Origin of the sequence: Streptomyces sp. TS71-3, from assembly GCF_018327685.1 — a bacterium.
Lineage (GTDB): Bacteria > Actinomycetota > Actinomycetes > Streptomycetales > Streptomycetaceae > Streptomyces.
The window spans coordinates 74,975-92,241 of record NZ_BNEL01000003.1; the positions used below are offsets into that span (position 1 = coordinate 74,975).

General features: G+C 72.3%; 15 protein-coding genes and 1 pseudogene. 3 read left to right on the forward strand and 13 right to left on the reverse strand.

All coding sequences use genetic code 11. The features are described from left to right. Position 1 precedes the first annotated feature (1 nt). The 8 genes and pseudogenes from Sm713_RS24990 to Sm713_RS41495 form a co-directional block, all read right to left on the reverse strand. On the reverse strand, positions 2-598 hold the full coding sequence (locus Sm713_RS24990; RefSeq protein ID WP_212912342.1) for a hypothetical protein: 597 nt from the start codon (positions 596-598) through the stop codon (positions 2-4). Beyond that, positions 595-1,905 (reverse strand): hypothetical protein, encoded by a 1,311-nt coding sequence (locus tag Sm713_RS24995; RefSeq protein WP_212912343.1) that lies wholly within the window; start codon positions 1,903-1,905, stop codon positions 595-597. The genes Sm713_RS24990 and Sm713_RS24995 overlap by 4 nt, the downstream gene beginning before the upstream one ends. Further along, positions 1,902-2,696 carry an ABC transporter ATP-binding protein gene (locus Sm713_RS25000; protein WP_212912344.1) on the reverse strand — a complete coding sequence of 265 codons (795 nt, stop codon included), beginning with the start codon at positions 2,694-2,696 and terminating at the stop codon, positions 1,902-1,904. The genes Sm713_RS24995 and Sm713_RS25000 overlap by 4 nt, the downstream gene beginning before the upstream one ends. Before the next feature lie 24 nt (positions 2,697-2,720). Next, positions 2,721-3,521, reverse strand: a complete 801-nt coding sequence (locus Sm713_RS25005; protein ID WP_212912345.1) for a zf-HC2 domain-containing protein — start codon at positions 3,519-3,521, stop codon at positions 2,721-2,723. Continuing rightward, complete coding sequence (locus Sm713_RS25010; RefSeq protein ID WP_212912346.1) at positions 3,518-4,066, reverse strand: RNA polymerase sigma factor; 549 nt, start codon at positions 4,064-4,066, stop codon at positions 3,518-3,520. Before Sm713_RS25010 ends, Sm713_RS25005 begins: the two co-directional genes overlap by 4 nt. Positions 4,067-4,540: 474 nt before the next feature. Then, on the reverse strand, positions 4,541-5,830 hold the full coding sequence (locus Sm713_RS25015; protein ID WP_212912347.1) for a dipeptidase: 1,290 nt from the start codon (positions 5,828-5,830) through the stop codon (positions 4,541-4,543). A gap of 9 nt (positions 5,831-5,839) precedes the next feature. Continuing rightward, the gene (gene purE, locus Sm713_RS25020; RefSeq protein WP_212914813.1) at positions 5,840-6,346 is read right to left on the reverse strand and encodes a 5-(carboxyamino)imidazole ribonucleotide mutase; all 507 of its coding nucleotides are present in this window, start codon (positions 6,344-6,346) and stop codon (positions 5,840-5,842) included. 131 nt (positions 6,347-6,477) lie between these two features. Continuing rightward, positions 6,478-7,660 (reverse strand): annotated as a pseudogene (locus Sm713_RS41495) (5-(carboxyamino)imidazole ribonucleotide synthase). Positions 7,661-7,756: 96 nt separating this feature from the next. Between Sm713_RS41495 and Sm713_RS25030 the strand changes: the two are divergent. Beyond that, a complete protein-coding gene (locus Sm713_RS25030) occupies positions 7,757-8,284 on the forward strand; it encodes a GtrA family protein (RefSeq protein WP_374196122.1) in 528 nt (175 codons plus the stop codon). Positions 8,285-8,466: 182 nt separating this feature from the next. Here the strand turns inward: Sm713_RS25030 and Sm713_RS25035 are convergent, their stop codons facing one another. Together Sm713_RS25035 and Sm713_RS25040 are read right to left on the reverse strand one after the other, a co-directional pair. Next, a complete protein-coding gene (locus Sm713_RS25035; protein WP_212912348.1) occupies positions 8,467-9,741 on the reverse strand; it encodes an ATP-binding protein in 1,275 nt (424 codons plus the stop codon). A gap of 226 nt (positions 9,742-9,967) precedes the next feature. Further along, a complete protein-coding gene (locus Sm713_RS25040) occupies positions 9,968-10,645 on the reverse strand; it encodes a response regulator transcription factor (protein ID WP_212912349.1) in 678 nt (225 codons plus the stop codon). Positions 10,646-11,265: 620 nt separating this feature from the next. Here Sm713_RS25040 and Sm713_RS25045 point away from each other — a divergent pair. Beyond that, complete coding sequence (locus tag Sm713_RS25045; RefSeq protein ID WP_212912350.1) at positions 11,266-12,783, forward strand: peptide MFS transporter; 1,518 nt, start codon at positions 11,266-11,268, stop codon at positions 12,781-12,783. A gap of 167 nt (positions 12,784-12,950) precedes the next feature. Here the strand turns inward: Sm713_RS25045 and Sm713_RS25050 are convergent, their stop codons facing one another. Then, entirely contained in the window at positions 12,951-13,550 is a 600-nt protein-coding gene (locus Sm713_RS25050) for an ATP-binding protein (RefSeq protein WP_212912351.1), read from the reverse strand. 244 nt (positions 13,551-13,794) lie between these two features. Then, positions 13,795-14,163: an STAS domain-containing protein gene (locus tag Sm713_RS25055; protein ID WP_212912352.1), complete on the reverse strand. Its 369-nt coding sequence runs from the start codon at positions 14,161-14,163 to the stop codon at positions 13,795-13,797. Positions 14,164-14,400: 237 nt separating this feature from the next. Here Sm713_RS25055 and Sm713_RS25060 point away from each other — a divergent pair, with 237 nt between their 5' ends. Then, positions 14,401-15,327 carry an RNA polymerase sigma factor SigF gene (locus tag Sm713_RS25060; RefSeq protein WP_212912353.1) on the forward strand — a complete coding sequence of 309 codons (927 nt, stop codon included), beginning with the start codon at positions 14,401-14,403 and terminating at the stop codon, positions 15,325-15,327. A 662-nt stretch (positions 15,328-15,989) separates the two neighbouring features. On the opposite strand, the gene hutI is transcribed toward Sm713_RS25060, so the two are convergent. Then, positions 15,990-17,246 carry an imidazolonepropionase gene (gene hutI / locus Sm713_RS25065; protein WP_212912354.1) on the reverse strand — a complete coding sequence of 419 codons (1,257 nt, stop codon included), beginning with the start codon at positions 17,244-17,246 and terminating at the stop codon, positions 15,990-15,992. Positions 17,247-17,267: the final 21 nt, after the last annotated feature.

The window sequence follows — 17,267 nt, forward strand, 5'->3', positions numbered from 1 at the left end:
GTCAGACGTTCTCCGACGACGTTCGGGGGCGTGGGCCTCGACCCACGTAGGCAGCGGTTCCGGCGACGGCGAGCACTGCCGCGACCGCGACCGCGGGCCGGCTGTCGGGCGCCTGTGTCTGCCAGGTCAGCGCCTCACCCGCGGTGCCCGCGCCCGGGAACGCCGCCGCGCCGAGCGTCCACCCGAGAGGCAGGAACCACGCCCGAGCCGTCCCGATCGTGACCGCCCCCAGGGCGGTCAGACCCAGCAGGCCGGCCGTGTCTCGGACGACACATCCGAACGGCCCGAAACGCGTACCGGTGAGCAGCGTGGCCGGCAGGAGCGCGAGCATGCACCCCAGTGCCGAGGCCAGGTGGGCAGCCCGCAGCCACCCCCACGGCCTCGCCGCCGTGCGATCCAGAGCGTCGTCGGGGCCGCCGAGCGTGGCGGTGACGACGACGACAAGGAGCAGCACCGTCAGGGCGAGCACGGTGCTGCTCACCTCACCCGTGTCGCTGAAGACCATCGCCAGCAGCCACGCGATGGCTGTTGCCGCGACCGCCGCGCCGAGCGCGGTCGGCGCCCGGCGCGAGCGAGCGTAGAGCGCCAGCCCTCTCATCGGGCGCTCCGGGTCAGGAGGCCGGTGGTGTCCTGGCACGTCCGGGCGCCCTGGTGGACGGCGGCCACCCGGGCGCGGGCCTCGGCCGGCGGCAGTGCCTTCAGCCCCTTCCAGAGCTTGACGGCCGCCGGGTCGTCGAATTCGAGGCCGTCGGGACCGGCGGTCGGCTCCCGGTCGAGGAGCCAGTAGGCCGCGGCGGTGGCGACCTGGACGTTCCGGGTGTCTCCGCAGCCGGGAGGTCCGGTGAACACTCCGGTGAGCATCGTCGCTTCGAGCCGGCCCGGGTGGGCGAGGTGGCCGTCCCTGTCGATCGTGATGTTCATCAGCGCGGTGTCGGCCCTCGGCCTCGGAGAGGTGGGAGGAAAGAGCGTCGTGGTGTCCTCGTGTGCCTCGACGACCGATTCCTCCGACAGGAGTTCCACCGCGTGCCGGGCCTTGGAGGTCACCTCGGGCAGCACACCCTCGTGCGCCCTGCTGACGCAGACGCGCGGGGCACTCGCGGTGCACACCAGCTCCTGGGCGACCGGGTCGAGCGACCCTCGGTCGTAGGCGTCGCCGGTCGGCACGACCAGGGCCGTGGCTGTCGCCCCGATGGCCAGCGGCACCAGCGCGGTGTACGCGAACTTACGGTTCCGCGCAGCGAAAAGCACGACGCCGGCCACCGCGACCGCGGCCATCCAGAGTGCCTGGGCGGCGCTGACTCCGCCGCCGACGGTGTCGTAGTCGCTGAACATGCTCATCCCCATGCTCGGGGAGAACGCCGCCACGAGTCCTCCGTCCGGTAGGGCGTGCGGCGCGAGCATCAGCAGCACGAAGCCGATCACGGCAAGCGCGGGTGCCGTGGCGAGCGCCGGCACCAGGCGTCCGACGGCCAGCCCGAGCCAGCTGGAGGCGACCATCGCGACCAGTCCGACGGACACGACGGCGAAGGCGGCCGGCGGCAGGTAGCGCGCCGTGTCGGCGATCCGCGGTGCCGCCGCGAGGAGCGTGACCAGGTAGGCCACGAGAACCGCCAGCCCGGTCGTGACCAGGATCGGCACGATGCGCCGGGGTCGCGGGCGGGGCACGCTGGCGAACAGCTCGGCGACGTTCGCCCGGTGCTCGCGATAGGACTGCCAGGCACCGGCGGCCATCGCAAGCGGCGAGAGGACCGCGAGGTATTCGCGCTCCGTCATGACCAGCGCCATCCACCCGGTGGACCATCGCCCCGCGGTGGCCTGGAGCACGATCGTGCCGGCGACGGCGATCAGGAGTGCGGCACCGGGAGCGGCCGACCGCCGGAACTCGATGCCGAGGATGCGGGTCATGCGTTGCTCCTGTGCCGGCGCAGGAGCGCGGAGTAACCGCGCTCCGCCGGGCTGTCGCCCGCGTCGCCCTGGCCGCCGCGGGCCATCAGGTCGTCGAGGGTGCTCTGGAAGAGGAGTCGGCCCTCGTTCATGAGGATGACGTCGGTACAGGCGGCGGCGACGTCCTCGACGAGGTGGGTGGAGACCAGCACACAGCTGTCGGCGCCGAGGCCGCGCAGCAGGTCGCGGAAGTCGAGACGCTGTTCGGGGTCCAGTCCGACGGTGGGCTCGTCGAGCAGCAGCAGCTCGGGGTCGTTCACGATGGCCTGGGCGATGCCGGCCCGGCGCACCATGCCGCCGGACAGCGCCTTCATCCTGGTATCGGCCTTGCCGGTGAGGCCCACCCGATCGATCGCACGTTGTACGGCGTCGGGTATCGCGGCTTTCGGCATTTCCTTGAGCCAGGCCATGTACTCGACGAACTCGCGGACGGTGAACCGCGGGTAGAAGCCGAACTGCTGCGGCAGATACCCCAGTCCGCGTCGCACCCCGCGCAGGTCGGCGCGGCCGTCGACCCGCACGCCGAGCAGCGTCAAGGAGCCGCCGGCGGGCTTGACGACGGTGGCCAGCGCGCGCATCAGCGTGGTCTTGCCGGCACCGTTCGGGCCGAGCAGACCGTGCACGCCGGCCTTCAGAGCCAGGTCGAGGCCGTCGACGGCCAGGTGCCGGCCGGCTCGGACGCGCAGTTCTCTCGCGTGGATGGGCCAGGGGTGAAGGGTGGGGGCCGTTTCGGCGGCACTCGTCGGTCGCAAGTGGTGTCTCCTGTGTACGGGGGGTCAGTTGCCGCTGGTCAGGCGGCGGAAGCGAGTGGCGGCGAGCGGGGTGGCCGCGGCGAGGGCCACGGTCGTCACCGCCCAGGCGGCATTGCTGCCCGGCTGGAGGAGCGGGGAGAGGGATTCGGCCGCCACGCTCGGCAGCAGGACGGCCGTGGACCAGGCCGCTCCGAGTCCGATCGCCGCGCGCCGTACCCCGACGAAGGCACCGAGCGCGAGGGTGGCCGCGGTGAACGCCAGGCACGGCAGCAGAATCAGGGCCAGCGAGGTTCCGGTGCCCACACCCGCCACCAGCAGTGCCGGAAGCACGACGACGAGCACCGCGAGCGCCCGCCGCAACACCATGGCCAGGCCGGCCGCGGGCGTGGCGGCGATCAGTTCCCAGGCCGGGTCGATCCGCCGGCTCCAGGCCACCGCGACGCCGGGCAGCGGAGCCACCGGCGCCAGCAGCAGCACGAGTGACGGCAGGCTCGGCTCGGCGGCGTTGAGAAGCACGCCGCAGCCCAGCACCGCGACGGTCACCGCGAGCCAGGGCAGCAGCGTCCAGGCAAGCCAGCGCCGGTGCACGGCCGCTGCTCGTGCACGTCGCCGGGCCGGAGGCGGGCTCGTGTGCATCGCCTGGTCGAGCGAGACGGCGACACGGTCGAGCAGCTCCGTCGTGGCGGGGGTGAGGTTTTCGGCGAGTTGCCCGCGGCATTGCGCGCACGCGTCGAGATGCGCCTCGATCGACCAGAGCGCGGCGTCGTCGAGCCCGCGCCCGCCGTCCGCGTAGCGGGCCAGGATCATGGTGGTGGGATGGGTCATGAGAGCGCCTCCCGCAGCGCGATCCGGGCCCGCCGCGCGCGGGTCTTCACCGTGCCCTCCGGCATGCTGAGCAGCACCGCCGTCTGCCGGACCGACAGGTCGTCGAGCACCATCGCCTGCAACACCTGCCGCAACTCCGGTGGCAGCCGCAGCAGCGCCTGTTCGAGGCCCTGGTCGACGCGGCTCGCCATCACCTCGTCCTCGGCGGCCGGCGCGGTCGTCTCGACCAGGGCGACGCTCGGCACCCGCTCCTGCCGGGCGCGCCGGCGGAACGCGTCGACGAGACGGTTCGCGGCGATCGTCCAGAGCCAGCCGACCGCACTGCCCTCGGTCACGGAGCCGGCGTAGCTGCCGGCTGCCCGCCAGACCGCCAGGTAGGTGTCCTGGAGCACGTCGGCGACGACGTCGTCGTCACCGCAGCGGCGGCGGAGCCGCACCGCCAGCCAGGGCGAGGTACGCCGGTACAACTCGTCGAACGCCACCCGGTCACCGCCGGCGACGCGGCGCACGAGCCCTGCCTCGTCGAGGTCCGCAATTCCTCTCATGCCCAGGGAGACGAAACGATCTTCGAATCAGGTTCTGCGAGCGGCACTTACCGGGAGCGGCGATGCATGTCGTTCCAGCATGGGAAGCCGGCCGAGACGCGCGGTGCGGGCATGCCGGAGACGGCCGACCGAGCCGTTGACGGCTCACACGTGCGAGCCGTCGACGGGGGGATCGCGTCGGGCCCCGGCCCGTCGGGCGTCGCGGCTGAGCGCGCGGTTGCCACGCCCCTGCCCGCGGGGGCGCTAGGTCGTGTCCGGCGGATCTTCGTGGGCCCGCGACTCCCCCACTGCCTGAACGGGCGTGGGTGGGGGTACCTCCCACGCCCGTTCAGGGCAGTGGGGGAGTGCCCCCAGCACCGCACCTCGCCCCGTTGTCGGAGTCATCCGGGTACGCCCAGTACGAGGACGATCCTCCGCCTTGCGATGCACGGCACCAGACGCCGCAGGCTGCCACGAAGATCCGCCGGACACGACCTAGCCGTCGAGCTCCGCGATCGTCGCGTTGGACGGCCCCCGGCGTGCCCCCACGTCGCGTGCCACGGACTCCGCCGCGCCCAGTACCCGTACCGCGTTCCGCCAGGTCAGCTTGGAGAGGTCCGTGCGGGACCAGCCGCGGAGACGGAGTTCCGCGATGAGGCGGGGGTAGCCGGAGACATCGTCGAGGCCGCTCGGCGTGAAGGCCGTGCCGTCGTAGTCGCCGCCGATGCCGATGTGGTCGACGCCGGCCACCTCGCGCATGTGGTCCAGGTGGTCCGCCACCGTGGCCACCGTCGCGACCGGGCGCGGGTGGCGCTCCTCGAATGCCCGGTGCACCTTCATCGCCTCGGGCGTGGTGTCGAGGTGGTGCAGGCCGTGGGCGATCATGTTCTCGTCCGCCGCACGGGTCCAGGCGACCGCCGCCGGCAGCACGAACTTGGGGACGAACGTGGCCATGGCCACGCCTCCGTTCGCGGGCAGCCGCTCCAGGACGTCGTCCGGGATGTTGCGCGGGTGGTCGCAGACGGCGCGCGACGAGGAGTGCGAGAAGATGACCGGCGCCTCGGCGGCGTCCAGCGCGTCGCGCATGGTGCCGGCGGCGACGTGCGAGAGGTCGACCAGCATGCCGATGCGGTTCATCTCCCGCACCACCTCGCGGCCGAACGCCGACAGGCCCCCGACGCCCGGCTCGTCCGTCGCGGAGTCCGCCCAGGGGACGTTGAAGTTGTGGGTGAGCGTCATGTAGCGCACCCCGAGCCGGTGCAGGGCGCGCAGCGTGCCCAGCGAGCTGTTGATGGAGTGGCCGCCCTCCGCGCCCATCAGGGACGCGATGCGCCCCTCGGCGCGCGCCCGCTCCATGTCGGCGGCGGTGCGCGCCGGGGCCAGGGCCTCCGGGTAGCGGGCGATGAGCTGCTCGACGACGTCGATCTGCTCCAGAGTGGCGCTGACGGCCGCGTCCCCGGCCAGGTCGCCGCGGACGTACACCGACCAGTACTGCGCGCCGACCCCGCCGGCCCGCAGCCGGGCCAGGTCCGTGTGCAGGTACGCGCTCTGGTCGGCGGCGATGTCACGCCGGTCGAGGTCGTAGCGGACCTGCTCGCGCAGCGCGTGCGGGAGGTCGTTGTGCCCGTCGACGACGGGGTACTCCCCCAGCAGCTCACGCGCCTCGGCCAGCGCCTCCGCGGACTCGGTGGACGCCTCGCGCGATCCGGACGCGCCGGACGCTTCGGATACGCCGGACGCCTCGGACGTGCCGGACGCACCGGACGTGGTGGATGCGGTCGTCATCCCCGTTCCTCACTTCCCTGAGCTGAAGCCGAAGCCCGCGCCGCCGCTCGCCGTCTTGGCGCGCAGCCGCCTGCCCTTCTCGGTGGCCTGCTCGTTCAGCTCGCGCTGGAAATCCTGCATCCGGGCGAGCAGGTCCTCGTCGTGCGCCGCGAGGATCCGGGCGGCCAGCAGGCCGGCGTTGCGGGCGCCGCCGACGGAGACCGTCGCGACCGGCACCCCGGCCGGCATCTGCACGATGGACAGCAGGGAGTCGAGCCCGTCCAGGTGCTTCAACGGCACCGGGACGCCGATCACGGGCAGCGGGGTGACCGCCGCGAGCATGCCCGGCAGATGTGCCGCACCGCCCGCTCCCGCGATGATGGTCCTGAGCCCGCGCCCGGCGGCCCGCTCCCCGTACGCGATCATCTCCTGGGGCATGCGGTGCGCCGAGACCACGTCGACCTCGTAGGGGATCTCGAACTCGTCGAGTGCCTGCGCCGCCGCCTCCATGACGGGCCAGTCGGAGTCCGAGCCCATGACGATGCCGACGGCGGGGCCGTCAGAAGAACCCGCGGAACCGGCGGAACCCGCGGCGCCCACGGATCGGGCGGCGCCCGGCGCGTCCTCGGACTCCTGGGCCGCCTGGGCCTCCTGATCAGGGGAGTGGGTCATTCCGTGATCGTTCCTCTGAGGTAGCCGGCAGCGTGACGGGCGCGTTCCAGCACGTCGTCCAGGTCGTCGCCGTAGGTGTTGACGTGCCCCACCTTGCGGCCGGGCTTGACGTCCTTGCCATACATGTGGATCTTGAGCTTGGGGTCCCGGGCCATGCAGTGCAGGTACGCCCCGTACATGTCGGGGTAGTCGCCGCCGAGGACGTTGCACATCACGGTCCAGGTCGCACGCGGCCGGGGGTCGCCGAGCGGCAGGTCGAGGACGGCCCGGACGTGGTTGGCGAACTGCGAGGTGATCGCGCCGTCCTGGGTCCAGTGGCCGGAGTTGTGCGGGCGCATCGCCAGCTCGTTGACGAGGACGCGGCCGTCGCGGGTCTCGAAGAGCTCCACGGCGAGGTGGCCGACCACGCCCAGCTCCTTCGCGATGGTGAGCGCCAGTTGCTCGGCGCGCAGCGCGAGGTCCTCGGAGATGCCGGGGGCCGGCGCGATGACCGTGTCGCAGACGCCGTTCACCTGCTGGGACTCGACGACCGGGTAGGCGACGGCCTGGCCGTGCGGCGAGCGCACCACGTTGGCCGCCAGTTCCCGCGCGAAGTCGACCTTCTCCTCGGCCAGGACGGACACCCCGGCCTTGAACGGCTCGCCCACCGCGGGGTCGTCCGCGGACCGGATCACCCAGACGCCCTTGCCGTCGTACCCGCCGCGCACGGTCTTCAGCACGACCGGGAAGCCGCCCGCCCCGCCGTCGTCCGGGCCGTCCTGGGCCGCGTCCAGCTCGGCCGCGAAACACCGCCACGTCCGCCGGGTCCCGCACGATCCGGTGCCACGGGCTGGGCACCCCGAGCGCGTCGAGCCGGGCCCGCATCAGGCCCTTGTCCTGCGCGTGCACCAGCGCGTCGGGCCCGGGGCGCACCTGGACGCCGTCGGCCTCCAGGGCGCGCAGGTGCTCCGTGGGCACGTGCTCGTGGTCGAACGTGATCACGTCGCAGCCCTGCGCGAAGGCGCGCAGCGTCGCCAGGTCGCGGTAGTCGCCGACGACGACGTCACCGACCACCTGCGCCGCGGAGTCCTGCGGGGTGTCACTGAGGAGCTTGAACCTGATGCCCAGGGGGATGCCCGCCTCGTGCGTCATACGAGCGAGCTGGCCACCGCCGACCATGCCGACTACCGGAAATGTCACAGTGCCAGGGTATCCGCCACCGGAAGAGGCCCCAGGGGGCTGGTTAGCATGGTGCGGCTGGAGGACGACAACAGAGCTGGGGGGCTGGACGACACCATGGACCAGGACGACGGCACGGAGCATCCGCGGGCATCGGTGGCCGGCACGCTGTGGGGGCGCGTGGAGGGGCTGGTGCGGGAGCTCGCCAGGTTCGGGGCCGTGGGCGGCGCAGGCCTGCTCGTCAACCTCCTCGTGTTCAACCTCGTACGCAGCGCGACGGACCTCCAGGTGGTGCGCGCCAGCGTCATCGCGACGGTGGTCGCCATCGCGTTCAACTACGTGGGCTTCCGCTACTTCGCCTACCGGGACCGCGACAAGAGCGGCCGCACGAAGGAGCTGACGCTCTTCCTGCTGTTCAGCGCGGTGGGCCTGGTGATCGAGAACGGGTTGCTGTACGCGGCCACGTACTGGTTCGGCTGGGACAGCCCGCTCCAGAGCAACGTCTTCAAGTTCCTCGGCATCGGCCTCGCGACGCTGTTCCGCTTCTGGTCGTACCGGACGTGGGTCTTCCGGACGGTCCGCAACGAGACGGGTCCGGCGCCGACGCCGGTGGGGGTCGGCGTGGAACAGGACGGCCACGCTTGACGGCTGCCGTCAGCAACGGTGCCCCGATAGGGGCGCGGGGAACTGCGCGAGCAACCACCCACCCACCGGTGGTCCGGAAACGACAGATCCAGCCCCCTCGGGACGGTGACGACCCGACGGTCAACGTCGTGGCTGAGCGCGCAGTTCCCCGCGCCCCTGAAGGGGCAACCCTTACGACCCCGTTACCGAACCGTCTGTTCCGGCGCGCCCCCGGCAGGCCTCGGCAGCGGTGGTGTCCGGGACAGGAACAGTCCGAAAACCGGCGGCCTGACCTGGAGCATCTCCAGCCGCCCACCGTCCGCCTCGGCGAGATCGCGGGCGACGGCGAGGCCGATGCCGGTGGAGTTGCGGCCGCTGATCGTCCGCTCGAAGATCCGGGCGCCGAGGTCCGTGGGCACCCCGGGACCCTGGTCCGTGACTTCGATCACAGCCTGGTTGCCGGTGACGCGGGTGCGCAGCGCGACCGTGCCGCCGCCGTGCATCAGCGAGTTCTCGATCAGCGCGGCCAGCACCTGGGCGACCGCGCCGGGCGTGCCCACGGCCCGCAGGTGCTGCTTGCCGGAGTTGATGATGGCGCGCCCCGCGCTGCGGTAGGCCGGGCGCCACTCCTCTATCTGCTGCTTGATCACCTCGTCGAGGTCGAACTCGACGGCGTTCCCGGCACGCGGGTCCCGGGAGTTGGTGAGCAGCCGCTCCACCACGTCCGTGAGCCGCTCCACCTGGGTGAGCGCGACCGTCGCCTCCTCCTTGACCGTGTCGAGGTCGTCGGTGAGCGTGATCTCCTCCAGGCGCATGGAGAGCGCGGTGAGCGGGGTGCGGAGCTGGTGGGAGGCGTCCGCGGCGAGCCGGCGCTCGGCGGTGAGCATCCGGGCGATGCGCTCGGCGGAGCCGTCCAGGACGTCGGCGACGCGGTCCAGCTCGGGCACCGCGTACCGCTTGTGCCGGGGCCTCGGGTCGCCGGAGCCGAGGCGCTCGGCGGTCTCGGCGAGGTCGGTGAGGGGGGAGGTGAGGCGGTTGGCCTGGCGGACCGCCAGCAGCACGGCCGCGGCGACCGCCAGCGCGGCCACCGCGCCGATGATCAGCAGCGTCCTGCCGACCTCCTCGGTGACCGTGGACTCCGGCTCCTCGACGGTGACGGTCTCGCCACGGTCGCCCTGGGCGTCCGACCTGATCACGTCGCCGACGGGGCGGCTGCCGATCTCTATGGGGTCCCGGCCGGGGATCTCGATCACGGCATAGCGCTCGGCGACCTGGTCCTTGAGGATGTCGCCGGTGATCTGGCGGTCGGTGAGCAGCCGGCTGTTGACGATGCTGACCAGGCGCACCGCCTCGGAGTCGACGCGCTCATGGGCGCTGTTGCTGATCGTCCGGGTTTCGACGATCACCAGTGAGACGCCGAAGACGGCGATCACGACGAGCACCACGGCGAGCGTGGAGTTGATCAGACGGCGGCGCACGGCGCAGGCACCTCCGGGCGGGTCTGCCTAGGGTCTTTCGTTTGGATCAGGCTGGGCTCGCGGGGTCCGGCACGCACATCTGCGGCGTTGTCGTCGGTCGCCGACTCCCCCACGCTCGGCTTCGCTCGCCCGGGAGGGACCCCCATCGCGTCGACTCCCTCCTCCGCCTTGCAGCTGCACGCACCGGACCCCGCTCCCTGACCCAGCCTGATCCAAGCGAAAGACCCTAACTCTTCTCGAAGCGGAAGCCGACCCCGCGGACGGTGGCGATGTAGCGGGGGTTGGCGGCGTCGTCGCCGAGCTTCTTGCGGAGCCAGGAGATGTGCATATCGAGGGTCTTGGTGGACGACCACCAGGTGGTGTCCCAGACTTCGCGCATGAGCTGGTCGCGGGTGACGACCCGGCCGGCGTCGCGCACGAGCACGCGGAGCAGGTCGAACTCCTTCGCGGTGAGTTGCAGTTCCTCCTCGCCCATCCAGGCGCGGTGCGACTCGACGTCGATCCGCACGCCGTGGGTCGCGGGCGGCTGCTGGGGCTCGGCGGCGCCGCGGCGCAGCAGGGCCCGGACCCGTGCGAGGAGCTCGGCCAGCCGGAACGGCTTGGTGACGTAGTCGTCGGCGCCCGCGTCGAGCCCGACCACGGTGTCGACCTCGTCCGCACGGGCGGTGAGGATCAGGATGGGCACCGCGTGCCCTTCGGCGCGCAGCCTGCGGGCCACCTCCAGGCCGTCCATGCCGGGCAGGCCCAGATCCAGGACGACCAGGTCGACCTGCCCCTGCATGCCGGCGTCCAGCGCGGTGGGCCCGTCCTCCCGTACCTCGACCTCGTACCCCTCCCGGCGCAGGGCACGGGCCAGGGGCTCCGAAATGGACGCGTCGTCCTCGGCGAGCAGTACACGGGTCATGGGGTGATGGTAGACCGCGCGGCTGAGCGCCCGTGGCGCGATCGACGGTGGCCACGGGGCGCCCGACCTCGCCGGACGGGGCGCGCGTGGTGCGCCTGCGGCTTGCGGATGCAATGGTGGTGAACACCTTTGAAACGCGCTTCCAGGCGATACGGCGCCTGTGATTCCTGTCTCAGGTCTTTCCATATGCGACACTCATGTGCCGTATGGTGGAAGAACGCCTGTAAGCAGTATTCGGCGGTACTCATCGGTACACGTACTACTTCAGGGCCTTTGGGAGCCATGAGCGGCTTGTTCCCAAAGGTCACTTCTTTATGTGCCGGTGAGAGGGGGCGGTCCCGCCGGTCCGTCCCCCGGCAGTCACCCGTGGCCGGGCTCCGTGCGCGAGGAAGCGCCCGGAGTGTGGATCCCGGTGTCGTACGTCACTCGCTCGCGGTCCGGTCGGGTACCCCGGCCGGGACGCGGTATCCCACCCGTGACCGGGGCGGATGCCCGTCGGATCGCGGGCGGGGACGACGTGCGCCACCGGTTCCGGCCGCGCCCCCCACCGGCGCACCGCACCATCCGCAAGGAGCGGGTACCTTCCCGAGCGGCGCGTCCCGACCCACAAGGACCGACCCATGGCGTCCAGCCTGACGAAGGACTCGTCGGGGATCCCGGGCCCGGAGAAGACCTTCTTCGGCCACCCCCGCGGCCTGGCCACCCTGTTCATGACCGAGATGTGGGAGCGTTTCAGCTTCTACGGCATGCGGGCCCTGCTCCCGCTGTACCTCGTCTCGGGCGGCGCGGCCGCCGCCCACGGCTCGCAGGGCGGCGGTCTCGCGATGACCGCCGCCACGGCGACGGCGATCTACTCCATATACCTGGCGATGGTCTACCTGCTGGCGATGCCCGGCGGCTGGTTCGGCGACCGGGTCTGGGGCCCGCGCAAGACCGTCGCCATCTCGGCCTCGATCATCATGCTCGGCCACCTCACCCTGGCCCTGCCGGGCCAGGCGACGTTCTTCGCCGGGCTCGCGCTCGTCGCCATCGGTTCGGGGCTGCTGAAGGCCAACATCTCCACGATGGTCGGCCACCTCTACGACGGCCCGGACGACCCGCGCCGCGACGGCGGCTTCACCGTCTTCTACATGGGCATCAACCTGGGCGCCTTCGCCGCGCCGCTGGTGATCGGCACGGTCGGCCAGCAGGTGAGCTGGCATCTGGGCTTCGCGCTGGCGGCAGTGGGCATGGGCCTCGGCCTGACGCAGTTCCTGTTCGGCACCCGCCACCTGGACGCGCGCTCCGCCCTGGTCCCCAAGCCGCTCTCGCGCGAGGAGCGCGACGCGGTGCTGCGCAAGGCGGGGCTGTGGGCGGCCGCGGCCGTGGTCTTCTACGGCGCCGTGGTCCTCGCCGGGGCCTTCACCATGAACTGGGCGCTGGTGCCGATCACGCTGGCGGGCCTGCTGATCCCGATCGCGGTGCTCGTCCGCATCAAGCGGGACAAGGAGCTGACGGCCGGCGAGCAGTCGCGGATGACCGGGTACATCTGGTTCTTCGCGGCGGCGGCGCTGTTCTGGATGATCTACGACCAGGGCGGCTCCACGCTGGCCATCTTCGCCGCCGACAAGACGGACACGTCCGTCTTCGGCTGGTCCTTCCCGGCGTCCTGGTTCCAGTCGGTGAACCCGGTCATGATCATGGCGCTGGCGCCGGTGCTCGCCTGGGTCTGGCTGTACCTGGCGCGCCGGGCGAAGGAGCCCAGCACGGTGACGAAGTTCGCCGCCGGCCTGGCGCTGGTGGGGCTGTCGTTCTTCCTGTTCATGCTGCCGCTGTCGGCGGCGGACGGCGGCAAGGTCGGCCCGCTCTGGCTGGTGGGGATCTACCTGCTCCAGACGGTCGGCGAGCTGTGCCTGTCGCCGGTCGGCCTGTCGGTGACCACGAAGATGGCGCCGGCCAAGTACGCGTCGCAGATGCTGGGGGTGTGGTTCCTCGCCGTCACCGCGGGCGACTGCGTCACGGGCCTGCTCTCGCTGGCGGGCGTCAACCTCAACACCACCGGCATCGTGGCGCTGGAGGCCACGGTCGCGGCCGTCGTCGGCGTCGGCGTCTACACCTCCCGGGGCAGGGTCCGGGCGCTGATGGGCAGCGTGCACTGAGGCTCGAACGGGCTGGTGCGCCGGGCCGGGCGCCGCAAGGGCCGCCCACGCAAAAAGGCCGCCATTCAGGGCGAAAGGGTCACATCCAGGGCAGAACAGAACTGGTTGCGGTGCGCTGACGCATCATCACGGCCGCCGGGGCGTCTGCTGGGCCCCGGCGGCCGGCGCTAAGGGGAGCCGAGTTCCGCCCAGACGGTCTTGCCCGGCAGTCCGGGCGTGCGGATGACCCCCCAGTCCAGGCAGAGGCGCTGCACGATGAACATGCCGTGGCCGCCGGGGCGCCCCGCGCGGTGCGGGGTGCGCGGGGCGGGCTGGCCGGCGCCGCGGTCGGACACCTCGATGCGCAGTACTTTGCGGTCGCAGCCGAGCCACAGTTCCTCGGGGCCCTCGGCGTGCAGGCAGGCGTTGGTGACCAGTTCGGAGACGACCAGCAGCACGTCCTCGGCGGCGGCGCGCTGGTCGGCACCGGATGCCGGAAGCCACCCCCAGGCGCGCAGGGCCTGCCGGGTGAAGTCCCTGGCCAGCGGGACGATGCCGGTGGCATCACGGAAGCTGAGGCGGCGGGTGCGGCGCCCTCGGGCGTCCAGCCGGTCCCCGGCGTCGGGCGTGTCGACGATGCCCGCGGCGCTGCTCGGCGCGGAGGCGGCCGGGCCGGGGTCGGTGGGAACGGCGGCACCGGGCGCGGAGTAGGTGTGCCGGGACGCGGTGGCGCCCTCGGCGCCCGGCTCCGGGCCGCTGTCGCCCGAGCCCGGGCGGGTGGTGCTCATCAGCGCTTCACCTCACCGATTCACCAGTTCAACATTCAGATTGTCAGGCACAGCCGTTGCCTCGCCCGTAGCCGTTCCGATGGCCGGAGCGCGCCCGCCCGGCCCCATCGGATGACGACGGATCCACGTGTCTTCTGCCCGGCCGAACCGTGAGAACACCCACTAATTCGACGCGGGGGCTGTGACGCCGGTTACGCACCGATCACACAGGGGGAACCGAGGTGCAGCGCTCGGTTCGATCCGTTCACTCCGCGAGAGCCGCATCGAGCGTGGGGTGCACGGTGAAGACGGCCTCGGCACCGGTGATCTCGAAGACCCGGGCCACCACCGGCTGCATTCCGGCCAGGTGGACCGCGCCGCCCTCGGCCTCCGCCTTCAGGCGGGCCCCGAGCAGCACGTTGAGGCCGGTGGAGTCGCAGAACTCCAGGCCGGAGCAGTCGACCACCACCCGTGTGCAACCGTTGTCGAGGCACGCCTCCAGCGGCTCGCGCAGCACGTCCGCGGTGGCGTGATCCAGCTCTCCCACCGGGGTCACCACTGCGGTGGAGCCCTGTTCGCGTACCTCGACGTGCAGCCGGCCCTTGCGCGTACTGCCGACCGTCCCGCGGTCCATGCGTCTCTCTCCCGAGCGTCGTGGGGATTGCTTGACTCTGTCGCAGATTACGCCCTGTGGCCAGCCCTCGGGTACCCGAACAACCCCCCAGAAACGGACATTTGGGACTAATTAAGGGTTGCGGCGAGTACTCGAAACCGGGTAGGCCTAGAGGGACAACATTCGGACACCGTCGGCCTTGGAGGCGCCGGACACCACAGTCCAGGAAGTGGCTTCGGCAGCCGTATGCCGAGAACGATGGAGGACATCATGTCACCCCGGCTCGACGCTTCGCACACTGACCAGGCGACGTCGGCTCCCTCCCCTGACCTCGCGGACGGGCTCGCGGACCACGCCGCTGGAGCCGACCTCTCTCAGGGCGTGACCGACCTTCCGGTGATACCGCCGTACGACACGGTGGGACCGGTCGACGCCCGAGCCCTGTCCAAGACCCTGTTCCAGCGTCTGGAGACGCTGGAGGAGGGCACCCACGAACACGCCTACGTGCGCAACACCCTCGTGGAGCTCAACCTCGCCCTGGTGAAGTTCGCCGCATCGCGGTTCCGCTCCCGCAGCGAGCCGATGGAGGACATCATCCAGGTGGGCACGATCGGCCTGATCAAGGCCATCGACCGCTTCGAGCTCAGCCGCGGCGTCGAGTTCCCCACCTTCGCGATGCCCACCATCGTCGGCGAGGTCAAGCGGTTCTTCCGCGACACCTCGTGGTCGGTGCGGGTGCCGCGCCGCCTCCAGGAGCTCCGGCTCGACCTGGCCAAGGCAGGGGACGAGCTGGCCCAGCAGCTCGACCGCGCGCCGACGGTGGCCGAGCTCGCCGACCGCCTCGGCCTGTCCCGGGACGAGGTCGTGGAGGGCATGGCGGCCAGCAACGCCTACACGGCCAGCTCGCTCGACGCCCAGCCCGAGGAGGACGACTCCGAGGGCGCGCTCGCGGACCGCATCGGGTACGAGGACCACGGCCTTGAGGGCATCGAGTACGTGGAGTCCCTGAAGCCGCTGATCGCGCAGCTCGGGCCGCGCGATCGGAAGATCCTCTCGCTGCGGTTCGTGGCGAACATGACGCAGTCCGAGATCGGTGAGGAGCTGGGGATCTCCCAGATGCACGTCTCGCGGTTGCTTTCCCGGACCCTGGGGCGGCTCCGTAAGGGTTTGACCCTGGAGGAGTAAGCGGGGTGAGCCTGACGGCTTGCTGAGCCCCGGAACGCGTGCCGGCCGGTGGCCGGGAATGAGGCGTTTCGGGGCTTTCCCGTGCCCCTGTCGGGGCAGCACCGCGACCGCTGAGGCCCGCTGCCGACTGCGAGCGCGCCCCCATTGCTCGCGCAGTTCCCCGCGCCCCTGTCGGGGCACAGCCTCACCGGCCCGTGGCCGGAAACGGACCCCGCCGGAACTCGGCCCCGAGCCCGCGGCAGGCGTGTCGTCGCTGGGCGCGCCCACGCGGCGGAGCCGCATACCGCCCCGCGCCCCTGCGGGGCAGCACCGCGACCGCTGAGGCCCGCTGCCGACTGCGAGCGCGCCCCCATTGCTCGCGCAGTTCCCCGCGCCCCTGTCGGGGCACAGCCTCACCGGCCCGTGGCCGGAAACGGACCCCGCCGGAACTCGGCCCCGAGCCCGCGGCAGGCGTGTCGTCGCTGGGCGCGCCCACGCGGCGGAGCCGCATACCGCCCCGCGCCCCTGCGGGGCAGCACCGCGACCGCTGAGGCCCGCTGCCGGCTGCGAGCGCGCCCCCATTGCTCGCGCAGTTCCCCGCGCCCCTGTCGGGGCACAGCCTCACCGGCCCGTGGCCGGAAACGGACCCCGCCGAAGCCCCCGCAGCGGCACCGGGGCCGGCCCTACCGCACCCTCGCCCCCGCCCGCCATACCGCCGTGACCAGCGGCACCCCGGGCCGGTAGGCCAGGTGGACGTGGCTCGGGGCGTCGAGGAGGGTGAGGTCGGCTCGGGCGCCGGGCGTGAGGCGGCCCACGTCCGTGCGCCGGAGCGCCGCCGCGCCCCCAGCCGTGGCCGACCAGACCGCTTCGTCCGGTGTCATCCCCATGTCCCGCACCGCGAGGGCGATGCAGAACGGCAGCGAGGACGTGAACGAGGAGCCGGGGTTGCAGTCCGTGGACAGCGCGACCGTCGCACCCGCGTCCAGCAGCCGCCGCGCGTCGGGCCAGGCGCCCCGCGTGGAGAACTCCGCGCCGGGCAGCAGCGTGGCCACCGTGCCGCCGGACGCGAGGGCGGCCACGTCCTCGTCGGTCAGGTGGGTGCAGTGGTCCGCGCTGGCCGCGCCGAGCTCCACGGCGAGCCGGACGCCGGGGCCCGTGGTGAGCTGGTTGGCGTGCACCCGGGGCACCAGCCCCTTCTCCACGCCCGCGGTCAGCACCGCGCGGGCCTGGTCCGCGTCGAAGGCGCCGCGCTCGCAGAAGACGTCGATCCAGCGGGCGTGCGGCGCGCAGGCGTCCAGCATCGGGCCGGTGACCAGCGACACGTAGCCGTCCGGATCGTCGTCGAACTCGGGCGGCACGATGTGCGCACCCAGGAACGTCACCTCCTCCGTGTGCCGGGCGGCGACGCGCAGGGCACGCTCCTCGTCCTCGACGTTCAGGCCGTAGCCCGACTTGGTCTCGAAGGTCGTCGTGCCCTGGTGCAGGGCCTCGCGCAGGTGGCGGGTGAGGGTGGCCTCAAGTTCTCCGTCGCCCGCGGCGCGGGTGGCGGCCACGGTGGTGCGGATGCCGCCCGCGGTGTACGGGCGGCCGGACATCCGGGCGTTGAACTCCTCGGTGCGGTCCCCTGCGAAGACCAGGTGGGAGTGGGAGTCCACGAAGCCGGGCAGCACGGCGCGGCCCTCCGCGCCGAGGTGCCGGTCGGCGGCGGGTGCACGGCCCGTCGGGCCCACCCAGGCGACGCGGTCGCCGTCGAGGACGACGGCCGCGTCCCGGACCAGGCCGAGCGCGGAGCCGTCGCCGAGGGACGGGTCGTTGGTGACGAGGGCGCCGATGCCGGTGATGGCGGTGGTGCCGGTGATCGCGGTGGTGCCGGTGGCGCCCGGGTGCGGCTCGTGGGCCGGGGCCGCGGGGCTGGCGTGGATGTTCTCCGGGGTGGTCATCCGGTCCTTTCGGGGTCCTGG

Excerpts from the sequence above, each read along its gene's own strand:
- hutI (WP_212912354.1), bottom strand. The coding sequence starts at position 17,246 with ATGACCACCCCGGAGAACATCCACGCCAGCCCCGCGGCCCCGGCCCAC.
- Sm713_RS25010 (WP_212912346.1), bottom strand. The coding sequence starts at position 4,066 with ATGAGAGGAATTGCGGACCTCGACGAGGCAGGGCTCGTGCGCCGCGTC.
- Sm713_RS24995 (WP_212912343.1), bottom strand. The coding sequence starts at position 1,905 with ATGACCCGCATCCTCGGCATCGAGTTCCGGCGGTCGGCCGCTCCCGGT.
- Sm713_RS25005 (WP_212912345.1), bottom strand. The coding sequence starts at position 3,521 with ATGACCCATCCCACCACCATGATCCTGGCCCGCTACGCGGACGGCGGG.
- Sm713_RS25015 (WP_212912347.1), bottom strand. The coding sequence starts at position 5,830 with ATGACGACCGCATCCACCACGTCCGGTGCGTCCGGCACGTCCGAGGCG.
- Sm713_RS25050 (WP_212912351.1), bottom strand. The coding sequence starts at position 13,550 with ATGAGCACCACCCGCCCGGGCTCGGGCGACAGCGGCCCGGAGCCGGGC.
- Sm713_RS25030 (WP_374196122.1), top strand. The coding sequence starts at position 7,757 with ATGGACCAGGACGACGGCACGGAGCATCCGCGGGCATCGGTGGCCGGC.
- Sm713_RS24990 (WP_212912342.1), bottom strand. The coding sequence starts at position 598 with ATGAGAGGGCTGGCGCTCTACGCTCGCTCGCGCCGGGCGCCGACCGCG.
- Sm713_RS25055 (WP_212912352.1), bottom strand. The coding sequence starts at position 14,163 with ATGGACCGCGGGACGGTCGGCAGTACGCGCAAGGGCCGGCTGCACGTC.
- Sm713_RS25040 (WP_212912349.1), bottom strand. The coding sequence starts at position 10,645 with ATGACCCGTGTACTGCTCGCCGAGGACGACGCGTCCATTTCGGAGCCC.
- purE (WP_212914813.1), bottom strand. The coding sequence starts at position 6,346 with ATGGGCTCGGACTCCGACTGGCCCGTCATGGAGGCGGCGGCGCAGGCA.
- Sm713_RS25045 (WP_212912350.1), top strand. The coding sequence starts at position 11,266 with ATGGCGTCCAGCCTGACGAAGGACTCGTCGGGGATCCCGGGCCCGGAG.
- Sm713_RS25060 (WP_212912353.1), top strand. The coding sequence starts at position 14,401 with ATGGAGGACATCATGTCACCCCGGCTCGACGCTTCGCACACTGACCAG.